This window comes from Ferruginibacter sp. SUN106, from assembly GCF_050611765.1.
Lineage (GTDB): Bacteria > Bacteroidota > Bacteroidia > Chitinophagales > Chitinophagaceae > Ferruginibacter.
Genome location: NZ_JBODJC010000001.1, coordinates 1403944 through 1426822, shown reverse-complemented (window position 1 = coordinate 1426822; position 22879 = coordinate 1403944). Strand labels below are relative to the sequence as shown.

General features: G+C 38.6%; 20 protein-coding genes. 13 read left to right on the top strand and 7 right to left on the bottom strand.

The features are described from left to right. Positions 1-155: 155 nt before the first annotated feature. The gene (locus tag ACQ334_RS05905; RefSeq protein WP_430987247.1) at positions 156-620 is read left to right on the top strand and encodes a DUF962 domain-containing protein; all 465 of its coding nucleotides are present in this window, start codon (positions 156-158) and stop codon (positions 618-620) included. Positions 621-687: 67 nt separating this feature from the next. On the opposite strand, the gene ACQ334_RS05900 is transcribed toward ACQ334_RS05905, so the two are convergent. From ACQ334_RS05900 to ACQ334_RS05875, 6 genes are all read right to left on the bottom strand, one after another. After that, entirely contained in the window at positions 688-1140 is a 453-nt protein-coding gene (locus ACQ334_RS05900; protein ID WP_430987246.1) for a hypothetical protein, read from the bottom strand. Between the two features lie 18 nt (positions 1141-1158). Then, positions 1159-2466 (bottom strand): aspartate kinase, encoded by a 1308-nt coding sequence (locus ACQ334_RS05895; RefSeq protein ID WP_430987245.1) that lies wholly within the window; start codon positions 2464-2466, stop codon positions 1159-1161. 111 nt (positions 2467-2577) lie between these two features. Continuing rightward, positions 2578-3654: an Ldh family oxidoreductase gene (locus ACQ334_RS05890; RefSeq protein ID WP_430987244.1), complete on the bottom strand. Its 1077-nt coding sequence runs from the start codon at positions 3652-3654 to the stop codon at positions 2578-2580. Positions 3655-3817: 163 nt separating this feature from the next. Next, positions 3818-4225 carry a hypothetical protein gene (locus tag ACQ334_RS05885; protein WP_430987243.1) on the bottom strand — a complete coding sequence of 136 codons (408 nt, stop codon included), beginning with the start codon at positions 4223-4225 and terminating at the stop codon, positions 3818-3820. Positions 4226-4369: 144 nt separating this feature from the next. Further along, positions 4370-6565 (bottom strand): glutamine synthetase III, encoded by a 2196-nt coding sequence (locus ACQ334_RS05880; RefSeq protein ID WP_430987242.1) that lies wholly within the window; start codon positions 6563-6565, stop codon positions 4370-4372. Between the two features lie 109 nt (positions 6566-6674). Beyond that, positions 6675-7943 carry a hypothetical protein gene (locus tag ACQ334_RS05875; protein WP_430987241.1) on the bottom strand — a complete coding sequence of 423 codons (1269 nt, stop codon included), beginning with the start codon at positions 7941-7943 and terminating at the stop codon, positions 6675-6677. A 113-nt stretch (positions 7944-8056) separates the two neighbouring features. On the opposite strand from ACQ334_RS05875, the gene purL reads away from it, so the two are divergent. From purL to proC, 4 genes are read left to right on the top strand one after another with little or no spacing between them, the layout of a single operon-like run. After that, the gene (gene purL / locus ACQ334_RS05870; protein WP_430987240.1) at positions 8057-10300 is read left to right on the top strand and encodes a phosphoribosylformylglycinamidine synthase subunit PurL; all 2244 of its coding nucleotides are present in this window, start codon (positions 8057-8059) and stop codon (positions 10298-10300) included. A gap of 19 nt (positions 10301-10319) precedes the next feature. Continuing rightward, a complete protein-coding gene (locus tag ACQ334_RS05865) occupies positions 10320-11147 on the top strand; it encodes an outer membrane beta-barrel protein (RefSeq protein ID WP_430987239.1) in 828 nt (275 codons plus the stop codon). Between the two features lie 5 nt (positions 11148-11152). Continuing rightward, the gene (locus ACQ334_RS05860; RefSeq protein ID WP_430987238.1) at positions 11153-12205 is read left to right on the top strand and encodes an ADP-glyceromanno-heptose 6-epimerase; all 1053 of its coding nucleotides are present in this window, start codon (positions 11153-11155) and stop codon (positions 12203-12205) included. Between the two features lies 1 nt (position 12206). Next, the gene (gene proC / locus ACQ334_RS05855; RefSeq protein ID WP_430987237.1) at positions 12207-12995 is read left to right on the top strand and encodes a pyrroline-5-carboxylate reductase; all 789 of its coding nucleotides are present in this window, start codon (positions 12207-12209) and stop codon (positions 12993-12995) included. Here proC and ACQ334_RS05850 read toward each other — a convergent pair. After that, positions 12992-14035 carry a hypothetical protein gene (locus ACQ334_RS05850; RefSeq protein WP_430987236.1) on the bottom strand — a complete coding sequence of 348 codons (1044 nt, stop codon included), beginning with the start codon at positions 14033-14035 and terminating at the stop codon, positions 12992-12994. The two genes, proC and ACQ334_RS05850, sit on opposite strands and share 4 nt — an antisense overlap. Before the next feature lie 241 nt (positions 14036-14276). On the opposite strand from ACQ334_RS05850, the gene ACQ334_RS05845 reads away from it, so the two are divergent. From ACQ334_RS05845 to ACQ334_RS05810, 8 genes are all read left to right on the top strand, one after another. Next, positions 14277-15926: a CTP synthase gene (locus ACQ334_RS05845; RefSeq protein WP_430987235.1), complete on the top strand. Its 1650-nt coding sequence runs from the start codon at positions 14277-14279 to the stop codon at positions 15924-15926. Between the two features lie 230 nt (positions 15927-16156). Further along, positions 16157-16681, top strand: coding sequence for an RNA methyltransferase (locus ACQ334_RS05840; protein ID WP_430987234.1), 525 nt, complete (start codon positions 16157-16159; stop codon positions 16679-16681). Between the two features lie 31 nt (positions 16682-16712). Further along, on the top strand, positions 16713-17633 hold the full coding sequence (locus tag ACQ334_RS05835; RefSeq protein WP_430987233.1) for a UbiA-like polyprenyltransferase: 921 nt from the start codon (positions 16713-16715) through the stop codon (positions 17631-17633). A 51-nt stretch (positions 17634-17684) separates the two neighbouring features. Then, positions 17685-18095, top strand: a complete 411-nt coding sequence (gene ruvX, locus ACQ334_RS05830; RefSeq protein WP_430987232.1) for a Holliday junction resolvase RuvX — start codon at positions 17685-17687, stop codon at positions 18093-18095. Between the two features lie 157 nt (positions 18096-18252). After that, positions 18253-18831, top strand: a complete 579-nt coding sequence (gene def, locus ACQ334_RS05825) for a peptide deformylase (protein ID WP_430987231.1) — start codon at positions 18253-18255, stop codon at positions 18829-18831. Positions 18832-18973: 142 nt separating this feature from the next. Beyond that, positions 18974-19477: a T9SS type A sorting domain-containing protein gene (locus ACQ334_RS05820; RefSeq protein ID WP_430987230.1), complete on the top strand. Its 504-nt coding sequence runs from the start codon at positions 18974-18976 to the stop codon at positions 19475-19477. Between the two features lie 47 nt (positions 19478-19524). Then, positions 19525-22344: a beta strand repeat-containing protein gene (locus ACQ334_RS05815; protein WP_430987229.1), complete on the top strand. Its 2820-nt coding sequence runs from the start codon at positions 19525-19527 to the stop codon at positions 22342-22344. Between the two features lie 41 nt (positions 22345-22385). After that, the gene (locus ACQ334_RS05810; RefSeq protein ID WP_430987228.1) at positions 22386-22877 is read left to right on the top strand and encodes a hypothetical protein; all 492 of its coding nucleotides are present in this window, start codon (positions 22386-22388) and stop codon (positions 22875-22877) included. Positions 22878-22879 lie beyond the last annotated feature (2 nt).

The window sequence follows — 22879 nt, the reverse complement described above, 5'->3', positions numbered from 1 at the left end:
TATTAAAAATAAAAAAGGGCCAGGATAAAAATCCAGCCCCGTTTTAAATCCAATATCCTATGAAAAACCATACATAAGACGTTCAAAGTGCACAAAAAGTTGTAAATGAATTGTTAATAGTTTTATTTATTTTTAAGTAACGTAAAATGCTTGATATGAAATCTATTCAACAATGGCTTGCTGAGTATGGCGAGAGTCATCAAAATGAAACCAATAAATCTATACATTGGATCTGCGTTCCTGTCATCTTCTTTTCCGTTCTGGGCCTGCTGTATAGCATAAAACTGCCATGGGTAATCGAAGGCCATACACTTAACGTTGCTATGATAGTATTGCTACTCACTATTGCCTATTATTTTTCTTTATCCCGAACGCTTTGGATAGGCATGGCAGGCTTTGCTATTTTATGTGGCTGGTTATGTCATATTATTGAGAAAGCCGGTTTTATGCCGCTGTGGCTCTTTTGCGTTATTGCTTTTGTACTGGCCTGGGTAGGACAATTTTATGGCCACAAAGTAGAAGGTAAAAAACCATCCTTTTTAAAAGACCTGCAATTTTTAATGATAGGGCCAGCCTGGCTGATGAGTTTTATTTATAAAAAACTGGGAATAGGTTTATAAATAAAAAGCAGCCAACTTTTTAAAGGTTGACTGCCTGCAGTTACATTTTAGGGAAATTAATTTATAATTATTTTGCGAAAATATTATTATTATCCTGCTCCACTTTAAGGTATTGTTTTCGGCCAAGGGTTAAGTAGTAACCAAAGTATATAATCACAATAAGAAATATAGATAAGGCGGCAATGTTCATTTCCGGTGTCATTTTTTCTCTCAGGAATAAACGACCCAGTAAGGCAACAAGAAAAACGCCATATACAGCCCAAAAATATTTCATTCCGGAAGTCACTTTTAAATACACTGTTTCACCTGGTTTTACATCAACAGTTAACGGTGTAGAACTACACCAGTTTACTTTGCAAACAATTACATTAGCGCCGCCTGGTACTTCATACTCCTCACTTGAACCGTTGGTGATTTTTTTCTCCTGTTTTGCTCCATTAATTTCCACGCCGTAACCTTTCAGGCGATTCAGAAATTCGCTTTTTCTTTCCAGGATAATTCTTCCAAACAATTCAGACATGTATTTGCTTTTTAATTTTTACAATCCAAATAAGCCGGTATTCAGCAATTGCAAAGTTTGTTCTTTATAATTCCTGGCTATCAATAAAGAAACATTGTGCTTGCTGCCGCCATAGCTTACCATACGCACCGGTATAGGTTCAATAGCATCAAACAATTTTTTCATCACATCTTTTGTCTCGGCAATTTCGTTACCCACAATTGAAACAATAGTATGATTGGTATCAATTTCAACTGTACCAAATGGTTCCAGTTCTTTGATAATATCCGGAAGGTTAACATCATTATCAATAGTAACAGAAACTGCTACCTCAGATGTGGTGATCATATCAATGGAGGTGCGGTATTTTTCAAACACTTCAAATACTTTACGTAAAAAACCATAAGCCAGCAACATGCGGCTGCTCTTTACCCTTATTGCGGTGATACCATCTTTTGCAGCAACAGCTTTCACGCCCACACTACCTGCTTTTTCTGCAATCAATGTTCCCTTTGCAGAAGGCTCCATTGTGTTCAGTAATTTAACCGGCACATTGTAATACTGTGCTGGCCAGATACTGGCGGGATGCAAAATTTTCGCCCCGAAATACGCCAACTCTGCTGCTTCTTCAAAACTCAATTGCTCTATAGCAAAAGTTTTATTTACAATTCTTGGATCATTATTGTGCATACCGTCAATGTCTGTCCATATTTCGCAAACACTGGCATTGATAGCTGCTGCAATTAAAGAAGCACTATAATCACTACCGCCACGTTTTAAATTATCTACTTCTCCTTTTGCATTGCGGCAGATATATCCTTGTGTGATAAATATTTTTTTATCGCTTTGCTTAAGTAATTGTGCCAGCTTAACTTTTATAGCGCCAACCTGCGGTTCATCATACGCATCAATGGTCATAAACTCCAATGCAGGTAATAAAGCGTGGTCAATATTATTTTCAGTTAAATAGATAGAAAATAATTTAGTACTGAGCAATTCTCCCTGTGCCAATATGTCTTTATTCAATGCTTCACTGAAGGAGATCCTTAATATGATATACAGAAATTCAAAATGTTCCTGCAATACTTTACCGGCAGCATCTAAACCAGTTTCTGTTTTTAAAAGTTGCTTAATAAAATCTTTATAGTGATTTTCTAATTTTTCAATCAATTGCTTTGCATCCGATTTATTACCGGCAGCCATAGCATTACTGATGTCTACCAAACTGTTTGTAGTGCCGCTTAAAGCCGACAGTACTACAATCTTACTTTCGTCATCTGCAGTTATCAATTGCGATACCTGGTTCATTCTTTCCGGCTTGCCAACGCTGGTGCCGCCAAATTTCATTATTTTCATAATCCCCCCCGATGCCGTTATTACGGCTGATTTTAAATTAATAAATGATTTTAAATTTTTTGCAAAAGTATTTTATGTAAAGGGCTATTCCAAATGCAATTATTAAAATGGAATTTCCAGTTTTGCGGCAAGCCCTTTAAGGTCTTCTACCACAGCTTTTACCAGCGGAATACCATACAAACTACGTTCGGCCTCCATTTCCCGTTCCGGATCGCCGGGTATGATCACTTTTTCTTCCCCTTCCACTGTTTTTGCGGTACGGAAACGTTGTATCCAGTTATCCATATGCTGTTTAAATTCATCCGCAGTTCTAAAGGCATCAATACGCATAGCGCCAAAAAAATGCCCGATTCCCTCGCCCGGCATATTTTCGGGCATGGGTACATAAGCAGGAAAAGGCGGCACCCAGGGCCCGTAATTAGCACCACTCAGCACCGCAGAAAAGATATCTACTATAGCGCCTAAAGCATAGCCTTTGTGGCTGCTGTGCTCTCTGTCGCCACCTAACGGTAATAGTGAGCCGCCGTTTTTTAATTCGTTGGCATTGATACTTGACTGGCCATCTTTTGTTTGTATCCAACCCGTTGGTGCATCCGCATTTTTTCTTTGTAAGATCTCTAATTTGCCATTGGCAGCAGTGGTAGTTGCAAAGTCGGCAACAAATGCAGGTTCAACGCCTGCTGGTATCGCTACTGCAATAGGATTGGTACCTAACATTCTTTCTACAGAAAAAGTGGGCGCTACCAATGCGCTGGCATTCGTCATGGCAATGCCAATCATATCGTTGGGTAAAGCCATCATTGCATGATAGCCGGCAATACCAAAATGATTACTGTTTTTTACACTAACCCAACCGGTACCCACATTTTTTGCTTTATCAATAGCCACCTGCATGGCATAAGGCGCCACCACTAACCCCAAACCTGCATCACCATCAACCACGGCGGTAGAAGGCGTTTCATGCGTAATTTTTATCTGCGGTGTTGCATTTACACGCTTTACTTCCCAAAGGCGTACATAACCTGTAAGCCTTGCCACACCGTGACTGTCAATACCTCTCAGATCCGCTGCTATCAGGGCTTTTGCAGCAATATCAGCATCTGCTTTACTACAACCTATCTTTACAAAAACAGCTGTACAAAAGTTATACAGCTGCTGGTAATTGTATATTTCTTCCATCAAACAAAAATAGCTTAAATATTATTGCGGTAGAAACCAGGTAAAGCCGAATAGTATCTCAGTTTGCGAAAAAGGGTTGCCAACCTTTAAAATAAAAGCCGCTCCATAAAAATGAAGCGGCCTTCTTTGTGCTCAACCTACCTTATATGTAAAAACTCTTTTGTTATTCATTATCCATTTCATCCATCATACCGCCTTTCTTTTCCTGCCTCATTTTCAACAATTTTAATTTCTGCTCTCTTGATAAAATACTCATGGTACTTTTTGCCTGTTCTTTTTTCAGACCTTTTAGTTTGGCCTGTTTTTCATCAGCACTTAATTTTTCGTCATTTTCAATCGCTTCCTTTTGCGCTTTTCCGGCCTGGCGTATTTCCTTCAATTTTCCTTTTTGTTCTTTTGTAAGGTCCAGGTCCTTCATCATTTCCCGTTTGTTCATACCAGCATCCTGTTTTTGTGCTGTGGTATTAAGAGAAGAATCGGATTTATCCACTGTTTTTTTCTGCCGCTGCACCTGCGCAAATGATATAGAAAAAATCAAACTACATACCAATACTCCTATAATTTTTTTCATAAGCTCTCTTTTATTTTTTTATAGATACCAAAAGTTCCTGAAAGTTTAACGGCATAAAAAATAAATGAAAACCCCGTCCAAAAGACGGGGTTAACAACGATTGCGTCATGCTTTTGGCATGACAGATTTGCTTGCCAGCATTTTTTATCTTAAGAAAAGAATTTCTCTGTATTTTGGCAACACCCAGTGTGCATCATCTACCATTAATTCCAGTTTATCAACATGATAACGGATCAGGTCAAAATACTCACCTTTAATTTTATCGCAGTAAGCAATAGCTTTATCCCTTGAGCTGGTCAATTCGTTAGCTAATTTTCTTTCTTCGATCATTTTTTTAACGTTATCGCTGATTACAGCAATGTGATTGCTGATGGCTTCCAATACCTGCAATTGGTTGGAGTAAGCTGCTTCTTTTAAACCTGCTTCTTTTAAACCTTTGATATTTTCAATCAGAATATTCTGGTATTTAACCGCAGAAGGCAATACGTAAGTGGTAGCTAATTCACCCATGATCCTTGCTTCGATCTGTACTTTCTTGATATAATCTTCCAGCATGATCTCATGTCTTGCTTCCAACTCAGCATGATTGTAGATATCGTTGCTTTCAAATAATTTCTTAGATTTTTCAGACAAATAAGCATCCAATGCTAATGGAGTAGTTTTTACATTTGGTAAACCACGCTTTTCAGCTTCGTTTGCCCATGCTTCGCTATAGCCATCACCTTCAAACAATACTTTCTTGCTATCCACAACATATTTCTGCAAAATGTGCATGATCGCTACTTCTTTCTTATCGCCTTTCTCAATTAAAGCATCTACTTCAATTTTAAAATTCTTTAAGGTTTCTGCAACAATAGTGTTTAACACGGTCATGTTAGTAGCACAGTTAGCTGCAGATCCCACCGCACGGAATTCAAATTTATTTCCTGTAAATGCAAATGGAGAAGTTCTGTTTCTGTCGGTATTATCCAACATCAGTTCAGGAATGCTTTTATGAATATCCAGTTTCAACATAGCTTCATCCTGCTCGTCAAATTTACCACCTACCCTTGTTTCTACTTGTTCTAAAACTGTAGTTAAGTATTTACCGATAAATGCAGAGATGATTGCCGGTGGTGCTTCGTTAGCGCCCAGGCGGTGATCGTTACCTGCACTGGCAATTGATGCTCTTAATAATTCAGAATAATCGTGTACTGCTTTAATGGTGTTAACAAAGAATGTTAAGAACATTAAATTAGTTTTTGGTGTTTTACCTGGTGCTAATAAGTTAACACCGGTATCAGTAGCCAAACTCCAGTTGTTGTGCTTACCACTACCGTTAATACCAGCAAATGGTTTTTCGTGCAACAATACTTTTAAGTTGTGACGTTTTGCAACCCTTGTCATAATGTCCATCAACAACAAGTTGTGATCAACCGCAATATTTACTTCTTCATAAATTGGTGCACACTCAAACTGTGCAGGTGCCACCTCATTATGACGTGTGCGTAAAGGAATACCTAATTTGTAACTTTCTTCTTCAAAGTCTCTCATAAAGGCATACACTCTTTCAGGAATAGTTCCGAAATAGTGATCTTCCAGCTGTTGCCCTTTTGCAGGTGCATGGCCAAATACAGTACGGCCGGTTAATAACAGATCCGGACGAGCATTTGCAAGACCAGCATCTATCATAAAATATTCCTGTTCCCAACCTAAGGTTGGTGTTACTTTAGTTACGTTTTTATCAAAATACTGGCAAACATCAACTGCAGCTTTATCCAAAGCCACTAATGCTTTTAACAAAGGAGTTTTAGCATCTAAAGATTCGCCGGTGTAGCTAACAAAAATGGTAGGGATACATAAAGTTTTACCCTGGCCGATCTCCATAATAAATGCAGGAGAAGAGGGATCCCATGCAGTGTATCCACGAGCTTCAAAAGTTGCTCTTAAACCACCACTTGGAAAAGAAGATGCATCTGGCTCTTGTTGAATTAAAGCACCACCATCAAATTCTTCAATTGGAGTGCCATCACCTTTTAAAGTAAAAAATGAATCATGTTTTTCTGCTGATAAACCAGTTAAAGGTTGAAACCAGTGTGTATAGTGTGTTACACCTTTACTTTCGGCCCAGGCTTTTAATCCGTTGGCTACCTGCCCGCCCATAGAGCGTTCAATTTTTTTACCACTTTTTACCGAAGCTGTTAAGCTTTTATAAGCGTCGTCACTTAAAAACTGACGGGCTACTTTAAGAGTAAACACATTTTCATTAAAAATTGCAGTAATTTTTGATGAACCTGATACCTTAACTTCTACTGGATTGCTGGTTAGGTTTTCCAGCGCATGGGAGCGTAAAGATTGCATATTTATATGTTTTGAGCAACAAAAAAACGTCAAAAATCGTTATAAAACAATTTTTTTATCAGAAATGTGATAAAAATTATCGTTTTGTGGAAAAAACACAAATATGCAATTATTTTTTAATTTTTATAAGGCGAGCTATTTTTTCCCAGTTTATCCTGCAAATAACCGGGGCCATTAAAAAGGGAAGGTATACGCTTCTGTATCGTACAATAGAGCCTAAATTAGGCATTATATATCCAATAAAAAGAAACATGGTCATGGAAAAAAAGATTCCGAAAATTATAAAAGCATCTTTTTCTTCCGGAATTGCTTTCCGTTTAAATAAAAGAAAAAGAATAAAGCATAACTGAAAAATGATCAACTCGATATTTATTGGCAAAAGGCTTTTGGCAGGAAGTTCTGTGGGATAAGGCCGCAATAAAAGATGGTTGAATGCCTGTGGTGCATTAAAAGCAAAACTTTTAAAATTGGGATACAGCGTATCCAGTTTTATTTGTGTTGCAGCAATGGGAAGTGTAAAAAAAGCGGCTTGTTTATTAGTTACTGTTTTAAGCGGATCAATACTATTTACTATAGCATTCACATTAAAGAAAAGAACCCCAGTAATGATATAACCAATTATAAAACTTTTTAAGGGGGGCCATTTATATTTTGATACTAATATCCAAATAGTAAGTGCAGGCAGTAAATTAATAAGCACATAACTTCTTATTAAAAACAACATAATAAAAGCAATGAAAATAATGGCCAGGCGTTTTGCAGTCCATCGATTTTTATTGAGTGATTGATACACCGCATATAATAAAAATCCCAGTGTGGTAAAAACGATGTTATCTTTTTGTACCCCTGAAGTAAAATATAGCATTGAAGGCAGTAGGAAACAGCAAACAATAACTGCCAGCTGTTGCTTCCGGTAAATCTGAATAAATATTTTGTAAAATGCTACATGCCCTAAAAAGCCCACAAAATTGAAAAACAAACTGTTGATATAATAATTACCCCGGCTGAAAATATCACAAACAGAAAGCATTTTGATAATAATATTATTCCTCAGGTCATTCCAGAACGATTGAAAGGAATCGAACAAACCGCCATAACCCTGTTGGTAATTGGAGGTAAATAAATTGCTGAAATATTCCTTGGGGTCCGACCATAACAACTGGTATTCACTCCACCCTTCCCGGTTTACATCCCAATAATCATTTCCGGTGCTGTAGATATGAATCGATATCCAGCCTATAGCCAACCCTGCAAAAATTTTTGCCCCAAAAAGCAAGAGTATATATTTATTGCTAAGACCAGAATTTTTCACAAACCTCACCTTGGTAAGCAGCCAGCAAAATATCAACAGGTAAACAATAAAAAGAATGTATTCCAATGCAATTAATTTTCAATGTGGGAAGATAGTTAAAATATTTGCCATCCTTGTACCCGAATAAACTTTTAGGGCGTTACCTTTGCGCTTTCTAACCATCTTCTTCTACAACATTTATGGAAATAACAGTAAAAACCGCAGAACAATTAAGAATTACCGCCGACGAATTTGAATTGATAAAACAAAAGCTGGGGCGCACCCCTAACTTTAATGAGCTCTGTTCTTTTAGTGCCATGTGGAGTGAGCATTGCAGTTATAAAAATTCTATTAAATGGTTAAAAACATTGCCACGTGAAGGAAAAAAAATGTTGGTTAAAGCAGGAGAAGAAAACGCCGGCTTAATGGACATTGGTGATGGTTATGGCGTGGTTTTTAAAATTGAAAGTCATAACCACCCTTCTGCTATTGAACCTTTTCAGGGTGCAGCAACAGGTGTGGGTGGTATTAACAGGGATATTTTTACCATGGGTGCAAGGCCCATCGCCTCCTTAAACAGTTTACGCTTTGGTAATTTAAAAGAAGCAAAAACACAACATTTATTAGCAGGTGTTGTACATGGTATCGGTCATTATGGTAATTGCTTTGGTGTACCAACTGTTGGTGGTGAAGTATATTTTGAAGACTGCTACCATACGAATCCGTTAGTAAACGCTATGAGCGTGGGTATTTTAAAAAATGGCGAAACCATTTCTGCAACATCGGGCAAAGTAAAAGGCAATCCTGTTTTTTTTGTGGGTAGTGCTACCGGTAAAGATGGTATTGGCGGGGCAAGTTTTGCCAGTGCGGATATTACAGCAGACAGTGCGGAAGATCTGCCTGCAGTGCAAGTGGGTGATCCTTTCCAGGAAAAAAAATTACTGGAAGCTTGCCTGGAAGTAATGAATACCGGTGCTGTAGTTGGTATGCAGGATATGGGTGCAGCAGGAATTATTTGCAGCACCAGCGAAATGAGTGCGAAAGGCGAAGCCGGAATGAGAATTGATTTAGAAAAAGTGCCTACCCGTCAGAAAGATATGAAAGCCTGGGAATTATTATTGAGTGAAAGCCAGGAAAGAATGTTGCTGGTTGCTGAAAGAGGAAAAGAACAACTGGTAATTGATGTATTTGAAAAATGGGATCTGCCCTGCAGTGAAATTGGTGAAGTAACTGACGATGGTATGCTGAATTTTTATATGAATGGAAATTTAGAAGCCACATTGCCTGCATACGAATTAGTTTTAGGTGGCGGTGCTCCGCAAAACGACAGGCCTTATACAGAACCAAAATATTTTGAAAAAATAAAAGCATTCAGCGCTGATACAATTGCTGTGCCTGCAGATTTAAAAGCTACAGCCGAACAAATTATACAGATACCGAATATTGCCAGCAAAAAATGGATCTATGTGCAATACGATAGCATGGTAGGTGCCGGCAATGCAAGCACCAACGCACCAAGCGATGCTGCTATTGTAATTGCAAAACCAACCAACAAAGCATTGGCACTTACAACAGATTGTAACAGCCGCTATGTTTTTGCCGATCCTTATAAAGGTGCTATGATTGCTGTTGCAGAAGCTGCAAGAAATATTGTGTGCAGTGGCGGGCAACCATTGGGTGTTACCAACTGTTTAAACTTTGGCAATCCCTACGATCCAGAAGTATACTATCAATTTGTACATGCTATTAAAGGCATGGGTGAAGCCTGCAGAAAATTTGATACGCCCGTTACCGGAGGTAATGTTAGCTTTTACAACCAGGGGCCTGACGGTGCCGTATACCCTACTCCAACAATCGGCATGGTGGGCTTACTGGATTCTCCCGATGATAAAATGACCATGGATTTTAAAAACGAAGATGATGAAATTTATTTAGTGGGCGTACAACGCAATGATATCAATTCATCTGAGTACCTGCATAAACTGCATGGTGTGGAATTTTCCCCCGCTCCTTACTTTGATATTGATGAAGAGTTTGCAGTGCAGCATGAAATAAAAAAGATGATCGAGAAAAAAATGATCAAGTCTGCACACGATGTTAGTGAAGGTGGTTTGTTTGTTACACTAATTGAAAGTGCGTTTAACAGAAACACAGGTTTTAAAATATCTACTACAGATACAACAATAAGAAAAGATGCGTACTGGTTTGGTGAAGCGCAAAGCCGTGTGGTGGTTTCTGTTGCTAAAGAAAACAGGAATGACTTTAATATGCTGTTAGAGAAAATGGAAATTACAGTAACTTATTTAGGCACTGTTACCAGTGGCGCTGTAAATATTGATGGGGAAGATTGGGGCAATGTAGCTGACTGGAAAGAAAAATATGATAATGCTATTGGTAAATTATTAGCAGGGCACGAAAGCGAAGCGGCTTTATCTTCTTTATAAGACCAAATGCAACCTTATTATGAAAAAGGTCACCCTTATTATTTTACTTGCTTTTTCTCTTAAAGGATCGGCACAAAGCAAGCCTGCCTGGGAATTAATTGTTGCTGTATCTGGTCTAAGTAATTCCAGTCCGCAAAACAACAATATTGTAACAGGCAGCAGCAGGCCAATGCTTGATTCTGCAGGTAACCCTGTCTTTTTATCTACGGGTGTGTATACTGCTTACCGGCAAACGGCTAATTCAATAAAATATAAATCGAAATTAACAGCGGGTATTACATTTGGGGGAAGGTTGAGCTATCCGTTAAATACACATTTTGATATTTCTGTCGGTGCTACTTTATCCATATTTACAGTATCCAGGATAACAGAAAACAACTCATCCAATCCTTTTTTAGCAGGAACCGGATTGAATCCCGGGGATTCAATCTACGGCACTACCGGATCAGGATCTGTAATTTTTATTGGTACTGCAGCTAATTATTTTTCTTCTTTTACTAATCAACCTGAAAAATTTTCATTCACTAACCTGAATACGCCGATAAGCATCATTTACAAAAAAGAAAAATGGCGGTTTGAAACAGGTATTACGCCTTCTTTTATAATCAATTCCTCTAAAAAGAAATTAAAAGACAATTACGGTGGCGAGATCACTATAAATGAAACTCCTTTTACAAATAATCAGAATACCGAAGTGGGATTGAGTATCGGTTCTGATTATGAAATTACAAAAGAACTGGGTATAGGCCTGGAGTATGTACATGGATTAAATAGTTTAATTGATGCTGATAATACCCGTAAATTACTTACCCGTACAATAAACTTAAAATTACTTTATAAACTATAATAATCTTGACTACCAATTCCACCATAATTGTTACAGGCGCTTACGGTTTTATCGGCAGCTGCATGGTAAGCTATTTAAACCAGCAGGGGTTTGAAAATTTAATTTTAGTAGATGAGTTTGATGATGACGAAAAAGAACTTAACCTGTTGCACAAAAAATATTTAGTAAGAGTAGAAAGAGAAAATTTATTTGACTGGTTGTTAAAAGAAAAACCTCCTGTTGAATTTGTTTTTCATTTAGGTGCCAGAACCGACACTACCGAATTTGATTACAGTGTACATCAAAAATTAAATGTAGAATACTCTCAGAGCATATGGCATTATTGCACCATCAATAAAATTCCGCTGGTATATGCTTCGTCTGCTGCCACCTACGGCGAAGGGGAATATGGCTATGATGACAACCACGACATTGTAGAACAGTTACAACCTTTAAACCCATACGGTATCAGCAAAAATGAATTTGATAAATGGGTATTGCACCAAAAAGAATTACCGCCGTTCTGGGCAGGCTTAAAATTCTTTAACGTGTATGGCCCTAACGAATATCATAAAGCAAGAATGGCCAGTGTTATTTTCCATTCTTTTAACCAGATAAAAGAAAAAGGAAAAGTAAAATTATTTAAATCACATAAGGATGGTTTTGAAGATGGCGAACAATTGCGTGACTTTGTGTATGTAAAAGATGTGGTGGCAGTGTGTTTCTGGTTAATGCAGAACGTCAGTCGTGAGCCGTCAGTCGTGAGTAAAGAGTCTTCTGGCCAGAATGCTTCACTCACACCTCAGGCCTCACGCCTCATGAACGGTCTCTACAACTTAGGCACCGGCAATGCCCGTAGTTTTAATGACCTTGTAAAATCAACTTTTGCCGGACTGGACTTAGCTCCTGTTATTGAGTTTATTGATATGCCCGAAGACATCCGGGACAAATACCAGTATTTTACGGAAGCCAAAATGGAGAAGCTTAAAGACGCCGGTTACCCCAACGAATTTTATTCTTTAGAAAAAGGTGTGGATGATTATGTGCGGAATTATTTAAACAAAAATTTATTCTACTAAAATGAAAATAGCAATCATAGGTGGTGGCAATTTAGGTACCGCTATAGCAGAAGGTTTACTAAAAAGTAAGTTCTGTAAAGCTTCAGATATTAGCATTACTAAAAGAAATATCACTACGCTTAAGGCTTTAAGTGATAAAGGCGTTTTTGTTACTGCCAATAATAATGAAGCGGTAAAAAAAAGCGACCTGGTATTATTGGCTGTTAAACCTTTCCAGGTAGCGGAAGTAATTGCCGGTTTAAAGAAAAACCTGGTTGCAAAACATGTATTGGTTTCCGTTATCACGGGTGTATCATTGGCAGATCTTGCCGAAATGGTAAAAAAGAAAAACCCTGTTTTCCGTGCTATGCCCAACACTGCTATTGCTATACAGGAAAGTATGACCTGCATCAGCCATGATAATGCAACACCTGCGCAAATTCAATTTGTACAACAACTATTTGAAACCCTCGGCAAGGTTTGCATGATTGAAGATAAATTAATGGATGCTGCAACCGTATTAGGAGCATGTGGTACTGCATATGCTATGCGTTATATCCGTGCCAATATACAAGGCGGTATCGAAATTGGTTTCAGTGCTGTTACTGCCAGTTTAATTGCTGCACAAACAGTAAAAGGTGCTGCAGAATTATTATTACAAAAAGGTACACACCCTGAACAGGAGATTGATAAAGTAACTACTCCAAAAGGTTGCACCATTGCCGGCTTAAATGAAATGGAACACCAGGGATTTAGTTCTTCGCTGATTAAAGGAATTGCTACGAGTTATAATAAAATTGTGAAGGGTTAGTAAATATTTCCCGTTTCCATATCAATTTGATAAGGTATCCACACTTCATTACTTGTTGCATATTGATGTTTAAGAAAGAATTCAAACGCATAATTTTTTCTGTACAATTTTTCATTTCCGTACTTACCTATTTTTAAATCATTCCCATCAAAGTAGCCCCAGTATTTTGTGATCCTGTTGCCCTTTTCATCTTCCAGGTAATTTTCAAACTCATTCAGGCCAAGCCTGATTTTTTTTTCTGTAAAATTTATTATTGAAGGTTTGTTATTTTTAAACTCGTTAAAGTTGACATATATACCCTTGTTAAAAAATGTGTCTCTTAAAACAGGGATATCGTAATAGATGGCATTATATTTTTGTATTTCTACCCATGTCTTTTTAGGTAATTTTTCAATTCCTGCAACTGCTTTATTAAAATCAGGTACTTCTATTAACCCGTTTAATATAAGTTTCAAAACCTCTTTATTTCTTTTTTGATCTTCTTTTATTTCAGATTCAAACATCACTCCGTTAACCACCGTATCTATTCTTTTCAACGGAATAAATATTGCTCCTTTATTTAAATAGTATTCCCACTTGCAATACAAAAAGCTTTGCGTTTTTTCATTCCTTGAAATATCAATTTCTTTATTCTTCTCGTCGTCGACACCCGAAAACCAAAACTTCTTCATCACAATTAATAATTTAGTATCGGTATTGGAAAAGGCATTTTGATAAAATTCGTTATAATAATTTTCTATCGCTTTTGCAACCCCTTCACTAAACACAACTTTTCTGCCAACCCTTTTTTTGTTGCCAATAATTTGAAATACAGGAACAAAGCCAATTTTTGAAGTATCAAATCTGTTATCAATAATTTTGATGGAAGAAAAAGGGAATTTTATTTCTCCAGGGGCTATTTTTTTTACAGTTAATTTAAATTCCTTTTCAGGAAGTATATCCGGATTGGTTATCTCAGGTTTTACTTTTTGGCCAAAGGCAACAAAAGGCAATAAAATCAATATTAAAACAAAAGTTTTCATCATTTGAATTATAGGCAATTATACCATTTTTCCACAAATTTTCCCTCAAATTTCCTCCTCCCGAATAATCGTCCTATCTTTGCATGACCTCTAGGATTTTTCTTTATGAATCCCAATTGGTCAAATGTAGATTGGGTTAACAAATTCGAAGTTTTTCACGGATAAAAAGAATTGAACGTTGAAGTGAACCTCACAACGATGTTGATTCTATTTTTTTGTTTTTCCCGGAGTTTTTTATTGACAGCAGAAAATCATCATTATGGCAAAATATATTTTTGTAACCGGCGGTGTTACATCATCATTAGGAAAAGGAATTATTGCTGCCTCGTTAGCAAAACTGCTACAGGCAAGGGGTTTAAAAGTAACCATTCAAAAATTTGATCCCTATATCAACGTGGATCCGGGAACGCTTAACCCGTACGAGCATGGCGAATGTTTTGTAACCGACGACGGCGCAGAAACTGATCTTGATCTTGGCCACTACGAACGTTTTTTAAATACCCCTACTTCACAAGCCAGTAATGTTACCACAGGCCGTATTTACCAGACCGTAATTAATAAAGAACGTGAAGGCGCTTACCTGGGTAAAACTGTACAGGTTATTCCTCATATTACCGACGAAATTAAACGCCGTATGCTTTTATTGGGCAAAAGCGGCAAATTCGACATTATTATTACTGAATTAGGTGGTACCGTGGGTGATATTGAAAGTTTGCCTTTTGTAGAAGCGGTACGCCAGCTGCAATGGGAAATGCCTGAAGAAGATTGCATGGTGGTGCATCTTACTTTAATACCTTATTTAAGTGCAGCCAAGGAATTAAAGACCAAACCTACACAACATAGCGTTCGTTTGTTAAGCCAGGAAGGTGTACATCCTGATGTTATCGTATGCCGTACAGAACAACCATTAAACAGCGACCTGAAAAAGAAAATTGCTTTATTCTGTAATGTAAAACCTGATGCTGTTATTGAGGCCATGGATGCATCAAGCATTTACGAAGTGCCTTTGCTGATGTTGCAGGAAGGCCTGGATATTATTGTGTTGAAAAAATTACAGATCAATGGTTATGCCGCTCCTGAATTAACCAAGTGGAAAGCTTTCTTAGACAAATTAAAATACCCAAAAACAAAAGTTACTATTGGTTTAATTGGAAAATATATCGAATTGCAGGATGCCTACAAATCTATTTTAGAAAGTTTTGTACATGCAGGTGCTATGAACGAGTGTAAAGTAAAAGTGATAGATGTACATAGCGAAACCATTACTGAAGATAATGTAGCAGAAAAATTAAGCAAGCTGGATGGTTTACTGGTAGCACCTGGTTTTGGCAACCGTGGTGTGGAAGGAAAGATCACTGCAGTAAAATATGCAAGAGAAAATAATCTACCCTTCTTTGGTATTTGTTTGGGTATGCAAATGGCCGTAATTGAATACGGAAGAAATGTATTGGGCTGGGCCGATGCCAACTCTACAGAAATGGTAAAAGATACTGCTCATCCTGTTATTGACCTGATGGATGAACAAAAAGATATTACTGCAAAAGGCGGCACCATGCGTTTGGGTGCTTATCCTTGTACTATTAAAGAAGGTACGCTGGCACATACCATTTATGGCACTACCGAAATCAGCGAACGCCACAGGCACCGCTGGGAGTTTAATAACAAATACATCACCGATTTTGAAAAAGCCGGCATGGTACCCAGTGGTAAAAACCCCGCAAGTGGCTTGGTTGAAATTGTGGAATTGCCTAAGCATCCGTTTTTCATTGGCGTGCAATATCACCCTGAATTAAAAAGTACGGTAGAAAACCCACAACCGATATTTGTTCATTTTGTAAAAGCGGCAAAAGCATTTGCAGAAAAAAGAGATGCGGTGAAGAATCCTTTATTGCAGAGTGAAATGATATAATTGAATTGATTATAAAGAAGGAAATGTTCAATAATCAATGTTCAATATTCAACGTTCAATAAAATACAAGAGCCTGTAATTTATACAGACTGCATTTTTAATTGAACATTGAATATTGAGTGTTGAAAATTGAACATTTTTTAAAAGCCGATTTTGGCAGTGCTATATAATATTGTTTTCTTTCTGTGAAATTTGTGTAATCTGTGGCAACAACTAACATCAAGCTTTCAATGGACGAGCTCAACCGTAAATCGGTGGAGGAGTTCAAGCGTTCTGAAAAAACACCCGTGATTGCGGTATTGGAAAATATCCGCAGTGCTTATAATGTGGGCAGTGTATTTCGTACTGCGGATGCATTTTTATTAGAAGCTATTTATATTACCGGCTATACCTGCACCCCTCCACACAAAGAAATTAAAAAAACAGCGCTTGGTGCCGAAGAAAGTGTGGACTGGAAACATTTTACCAATGCCACGGAAGCAATTAAAGTGCTAAAACAAAATGGTTACAAAGTATACGCTGTTGAGCAGGCTTTAAACAGCCATCACCTGCAACTGGTGGATTTTAAAAGTGATGAAAAGATTGCCGTTATTTTGGGTAATGAAGTTACAGGCGTAGAACAATCCACAATAGAACAATGCGATGGCTGTATAGAGATCCCTCAATTAGGCATGAAACATTCCTTAAACATTGCTACTGCCGCCGGTGTGGTACTCTGGGAAATTGTAAGAACAAGAATATCCAAAATCGAATAAGTACTTTCTTCAGGCATCGTATCTTTGCACTATGTTAGCTGTTAAGAAGTATTTATCATTAGTAAAGTTTTCGCATACCATCTTTGCAATGCCTTTTGCATTGATTGGATTTTTTTTGGGGTTGACCCGATCTTCATTTTCTGAAAATCTTAATAGTTATATAGGTTGGGGAAATGATATTACAAATTTCGTCTCGTCAAAACATAATTTATTAAAATTCTGCCTTGTTATCCTTTGCATGATCTTCGCCAGATCCGCTGCCATGGCATTCAACCGCTGGCTGGATGCTAAATATGATGCGATGAACCCTCGCACTGCTGTAAGAGAAATTCCTGCGGGTGTTATCAAACCCAACAATGCGTTAATCTTCACCATTGTTAATTGCGTTTTATTTATAACTGCAACATTCTTTATTAACAGGCTTTGTTTTTACCTCTCCCCTGTTGCCTTATTTGTAGTGTTATTTTATAGTTATACCAAACGCTTTACTGCATTATGCCATCTGGTGCTGGGTGTAGGTTTAAGTCTTGCGCCGATTGGTGCTTATATTGCAGTAACCGGACAATTCAATTTATTACCCGTTCTTTTTTCATTTACTGTTTTATTCTGGGTAAGTGGTTTTGATATTATCTATGCATTGCAGGACGAAGATTTTGACAGGCAAAACCAATTACATTCCATTCCTTCTGCCGTAGGTAAAGTAAAAGCATTGCGTATTTCTGAAATGCTTCATGTACTTTCTGCAGCCTGTGTTATTGGTGCCGGGTTTTATGGCCACTTTGGAATATGGTATTGGGCAGGCGTGGTATTTTATATTGGCCTATTGATCTACCAGCATGTATTGGTAAAGCCCAATGATCTGAGTAAAGTAAATATGGCATTCTTTACCACAAATGGAATTGCATCAGTTGTTTTTGCCGTATTCGTTTTGTTAGACCTGTTTATTAGTTGATAGTTCTCAGTCATAAATCTTAAATCACAAATCATAAATCTAAAATCGTGTATGGCCCGGATATTAGCAATTGATTATGGCGGCAAAAGAACCGGCCTTGCGGTTACAGATCCATTGCAGATCATCGCAACGGGTTTAGAAACGATTGAATCAAGAGAATTAATTCCTTATTTAAAAAAATATTTCGCTACAGAAAAAGTTGAGCTGATAATTATAGGTTTACCTAAAAACTGGGATGAAAGCGATACACATGGTACACCACTGGTGGAAGCGGCTATTAAAAAAATACAAAAAGAATTTCCTGCTATCCCTCTTAAAACTGTTGATGAACGCTATACCTCCAAAATGGCTAAAGATGCCATGCTGGAAATGGGGATGAAAAAGAAAGACCGACGTATAAAAGGCAATGTGGATGTAATTGCAGCAACAATAATTTTACAGGAATACATGGACAGATTGTAGATTGCTGATTTTTGATTTATGATTTAAAGTACAGGCTGTTTGAGCATTGTGATGGCCTGTTTACTCAAGGAAATCAGAAAAACGCAAATCTAAAATCGAATGATCTCCTTACCTTTGTACTTAAATCTGAAATCGAAATTCACAAATCAAAAATGAAATGATTCTTCCGATAGTAGCATACGGTTCGCCAATTTTAAGAAAGATCTGTAGTGATATTAGTCCCGACTATCCGGGACTGGATAAATTACTTGCCGATATGTGGGAAACGATGTACAATAGCAATGGTGTTGGCCTTGCTGCTCCGCAGATCAATAAAGACATTCGTGTATTTGTTATTGACAGTGAACAGATTTTTGCCAACCAGGAAGAAGATGAAAAAGGAGAATTTCCTGATGAACCTGGTTATAAAGGTGTTTTTATTAATGCACATATTACTGAGCTGAATGGCGAAGAATGGAGTTATAATGAAGGCTGCCTGAGTATTCCTAAAATAAGAGAAGATGTATATCGTGAAGAAGAGGTAACACTGGAATTTGATGATGAAAATTTTGTTCATCATACCAAAACTTTTAACGGTATAACAGCAAGGGTTATTTTACATGAGTACGACCATATTGAAGGTAAATTATTCATCGATCATATAAAGGCGTTAAAACGCAAATTATTGCAAGGTAAACTAACGGATATCTCTAAAGGGAAAATAAAAGTTGACTACCGGATGGTTTTTCCTAAATAAAACTGAAAACGACTCCCCTCGCCAATTACTAACTCAAATCAGTAGCTTTAAACATAATAAAGTTTAAAAAATCCCCTATTTAGGGTATTGTCTCGCCTATACTTCAGGTCTACCTTTACCGCATCAAACCAAATCAACTAAAATGATGCTTATCCGAAGAATTGTACCCTTAATTATTTTACTTACTGTAATCAATAGCATAAATGCACAGGTAATTGCAGTGCGCCAGGTAGTTGCTTCAGCCGGTAAAGACACACTTATAGGCACCACGATATGGGCCTCCACAATCGGGGAACCTGTAATTGAAACTTATACGGGTGGTGCACTTACATTTACTCAAGGCTTTCATCAGCCGGACGGTTATTCCATCACGCCTTTTATTCCTTTAATAAATAACCTGGTCATATACCCTAATCCTGGCCGGCCAAACAGCAACTTAAGTTTTTATTTAAGAGCAGATAAACCTTCTCTTATGATAACCATTTATGATGCACAAGGCAAATTATACCAAAGCCAGACATTAGAAAGTTATGCCGGGCAAACATGGCATAGTCTTAATCCGCAAATAATGGCTGGTGGCACTTACACTGTAAAAGTTACGGTTGGTTTTGAAGTGTATACCGGCAGGTATGTGGTAGTCAACTAATCTATTCGTCTTTCTCTTTTCAACATAAAAAAACTAAACACTCAGATATGAAAAAAAGTTTATCGCTGCTATTGCTTGCAGTTATCTTTTGTATTACCGGCTTTTCGCAGGGCCTCAATGGAATTAATTACCAGGCTGTGGCCCGTAATTTAAACGGTACTGTTTTAAGCAACAAAGTAGTGCAGGTTCGTTTTACAATTACACTGGGTAACACAACCATTGTACAGTACCAGGAAACACAGAATGCGGTTACCAATGCATACGGTTTGTTTAATCTTGTAATAGGAAAAGGTGTACCCGTTACCGGTACTTTTACTGCCATTCCCTGGACAACAGCAAGTCAATGGCTGCAGGTGGAAGTTTCGGTAGACGGCGGGCCGTTTAATAATCTTGGCAAAAACCCTTTCAATTCTGTACCATATGCATTAATGGCTGCTGCGGCATTGCCTACAGGCCCGGCAGGTGGCGATTTAACCGGCACTTATCCAAATCCTGTGTTAGCAGCAACTACAGTTACTGCAGGTAGTTATGGTAATGCTACCAGCTACCCTACTTTTACTGTTGATGGAAAGGGAAGATTAACTGCTGCAGGGCAATTAAATTTGCCCACAAGCCTCCCGCCATCCGGACCAGCGGGTGGAGATCTTTCAGGCACTTATCCTAATCCAACAATAAATATTCCTTTAATAAAAACATCGGCTCAGGCAGCAAGTCCATTGATAGGCATGACCAATAGTAACACTACTGGTATCCTGGGAGCAGTACAAGGCAGCAGTGCCAGCACAGATGCCAATGCAGTAGCACTACAGGGAACAATTTCTTCAACTACACCAGGTGGTTTTTCATCTGCTGTAAGAGGGGTGAATAATGGCACCGGTGGTTTAGGTATTGGAGTTTACGGCAGCCAGGCAGGAAGTGGCTGGGGTGTATATGGTACCACTCCCTCAGGTATTGGTGTAAACGGATCCGGAGGGTCGGGAATTGGGGTATTTGGTTCTGCAACATCAGGCATTGGTGTTAATGGTACAAGCAGTACCGGCATAGCAGGCTCATTTACAAATACCAATGCAGCTAATACATCAAACACATTAAATGTTACCAACAGCGGTACAGGCTTTGCGGCTAATATCACCAGCACTAACCCAACAGCCAAAGCATTAAAAACTACCGGCGGTGTTCAGCTAACAGGTATTGGAGAAGCTGCAGGAAAAGTTTTAACTGCAGATGCAACCGGAAATGCAGTATGGGCAACTGCTGCTGCCGCTACAAATATTGCATTACCTTATAAAGATTCTGCAGCTTCAACTACTGCAAATATTTTTGATATCATACAAACATCCACTGCCACTACTACGGCTGCACTAAGCGGCACATCAAGATCAACAGCAGGTAGTGCTAATGCGATATTAGGAACTGTAAGCAATACCAGCCCCGGTGGTTTCTCCACAGCTTTACGGGGTGTTAACAACGGCACCGGTGGACTAGGCATAGGGGTCTGGGGATCGCAGGCTGGTAGTGGCTGGGGCGTTTACGGTGCTACTCCATCCGGTCTTGGCGTTTATGGTAACTCTTCGAGTGGGTTTGGGGTATACGGGTTAAGCACTACAGGTGTAGGTATGTATGGCAATAGCACCAGCGGACAGCCGGCAGTGTTTGACATTACCAACAATACCAATACAAACAATACATTAACTGCAACAACAAACGGCAGCGGTAGTGCTATAGCCGGTAACAGAACAACAACAACTGGCACCACTGCGGGTATTACCGGATCTACTGCCAGCCAGGATGCCAGTGCAGTGGGTATTTTAGGCACTGTTACCCCTACTGCACCCGGAGGATTTTCTTCGGGTATACGTGGTATTAATAACGGTACCGGTGGTTTGGGCATTGGCGTATATGGCTCACAAGCAGGTAGTGGCTGGGGTGTTTATGGCACCACGCCTAGTGGTATTGGTGTACATGGTAACAGTGCCAGTGGTTTTGGCGTGTACGGACTTAGCAGCACAGGCGTAGGCGTGTATGGCAGCAGCTCCAGTGGTAATTCCGGGTATTTTCAGAATACAAATGCTACCAATGCTAATAACACAGTAACGGCAACAACTAACGGCACAGGATTTGCCTTGCAGGCTTCTAGTACTAATGCAATTCCTTTGGCCCTGCAAACCACCGGGGCGGTACAACTTACCGGCATTAATGAAGGAGCAGGAAAAGTACTTACCAGTGATGCAACCGGTAAAGCAACCTGGCAAAGCCCCGGAGGTGCAGCTGCTGTGGTACCCGAAGTAGTAAATATGCTGGGCGCCTTTAATGCCGGTACTACTTATGCCGTTAACGACCTGGTAAGTTCTACCACTCCTGATGTATATTTCTTTTCCCTGTCGTCAGGAAATATTGGCAACACACCTGAAACATCGCCTGCACTATGGCAACAGGTAGAAGTGGAACAACTTAAACTGATACATAAAACGCTAACACTTAGTACACCTGGTTTTACATCTTTGCTCTCTATCAATCTTACAGGCACAAATACTTCCAGCGGAAGGATACAATATGAAATAAGGGCTACAGACGGGGGCACTCAAATTGCCACAGAACAAGGCGTTATGCAATACCTTGCTACTGCTAATTCTATTACCTGTACGGTTCAAACTACTGATAAACTGCATTTGGGTACAGTAAATTCAGGTTGTACTCCAGGATTTTTTAATCCTGGCTCTCATCCTGGTGTAAGTATTTTTGATAATCTCTCTTTCAGCACGCCAGCTGCTATTGTAAATCATGATGTATATTTCCGCATCTTTCCTGCAGGTGGTCAATTAAGCGGTGGTGCTTATACAAAAGTAAAATTGAGATTGGAACCATAACTATTGAGTTACTCCTTTACTATAAACACTAAAATAATGTTATGATGAAAAATATAATATACTTGCTCATACTACTATTTTCTTTTACCGAAACCGTAAATGCACAAAAAACTATAGAACAGGTAGAAGCTATAAATAATGCCAACGGCACTAAACAGATAAACATTACAGATGTATCTGGCAAGGTAACCACTATCACTGCCGGCAATGATGCGGCATTAAAGGCAAAATATCTCAACTTTATTACTCAACAGGCAGCTCAAAGTAAACAAGTTGCTGCCGAACAAAAACCACAAATTGTAAGTCACAGGGCTGTTATAGGCACCAATAGCAAGCAACAAATAATTGTAACTTTTTCTACTGGCAAAGAAGTTGCCATTGATGCTATTGAAGGACAGACTATACAGGAAACTTACCTGGCTTACTTAAAAAAAGAAGGATTGGCATGCGGTTGTAGCCCTGTTGCGGCACCAGCTAATACTGAAAGCAATATACATACTGCAACCAAAAATGCTACTCAAAACAATCAATAATC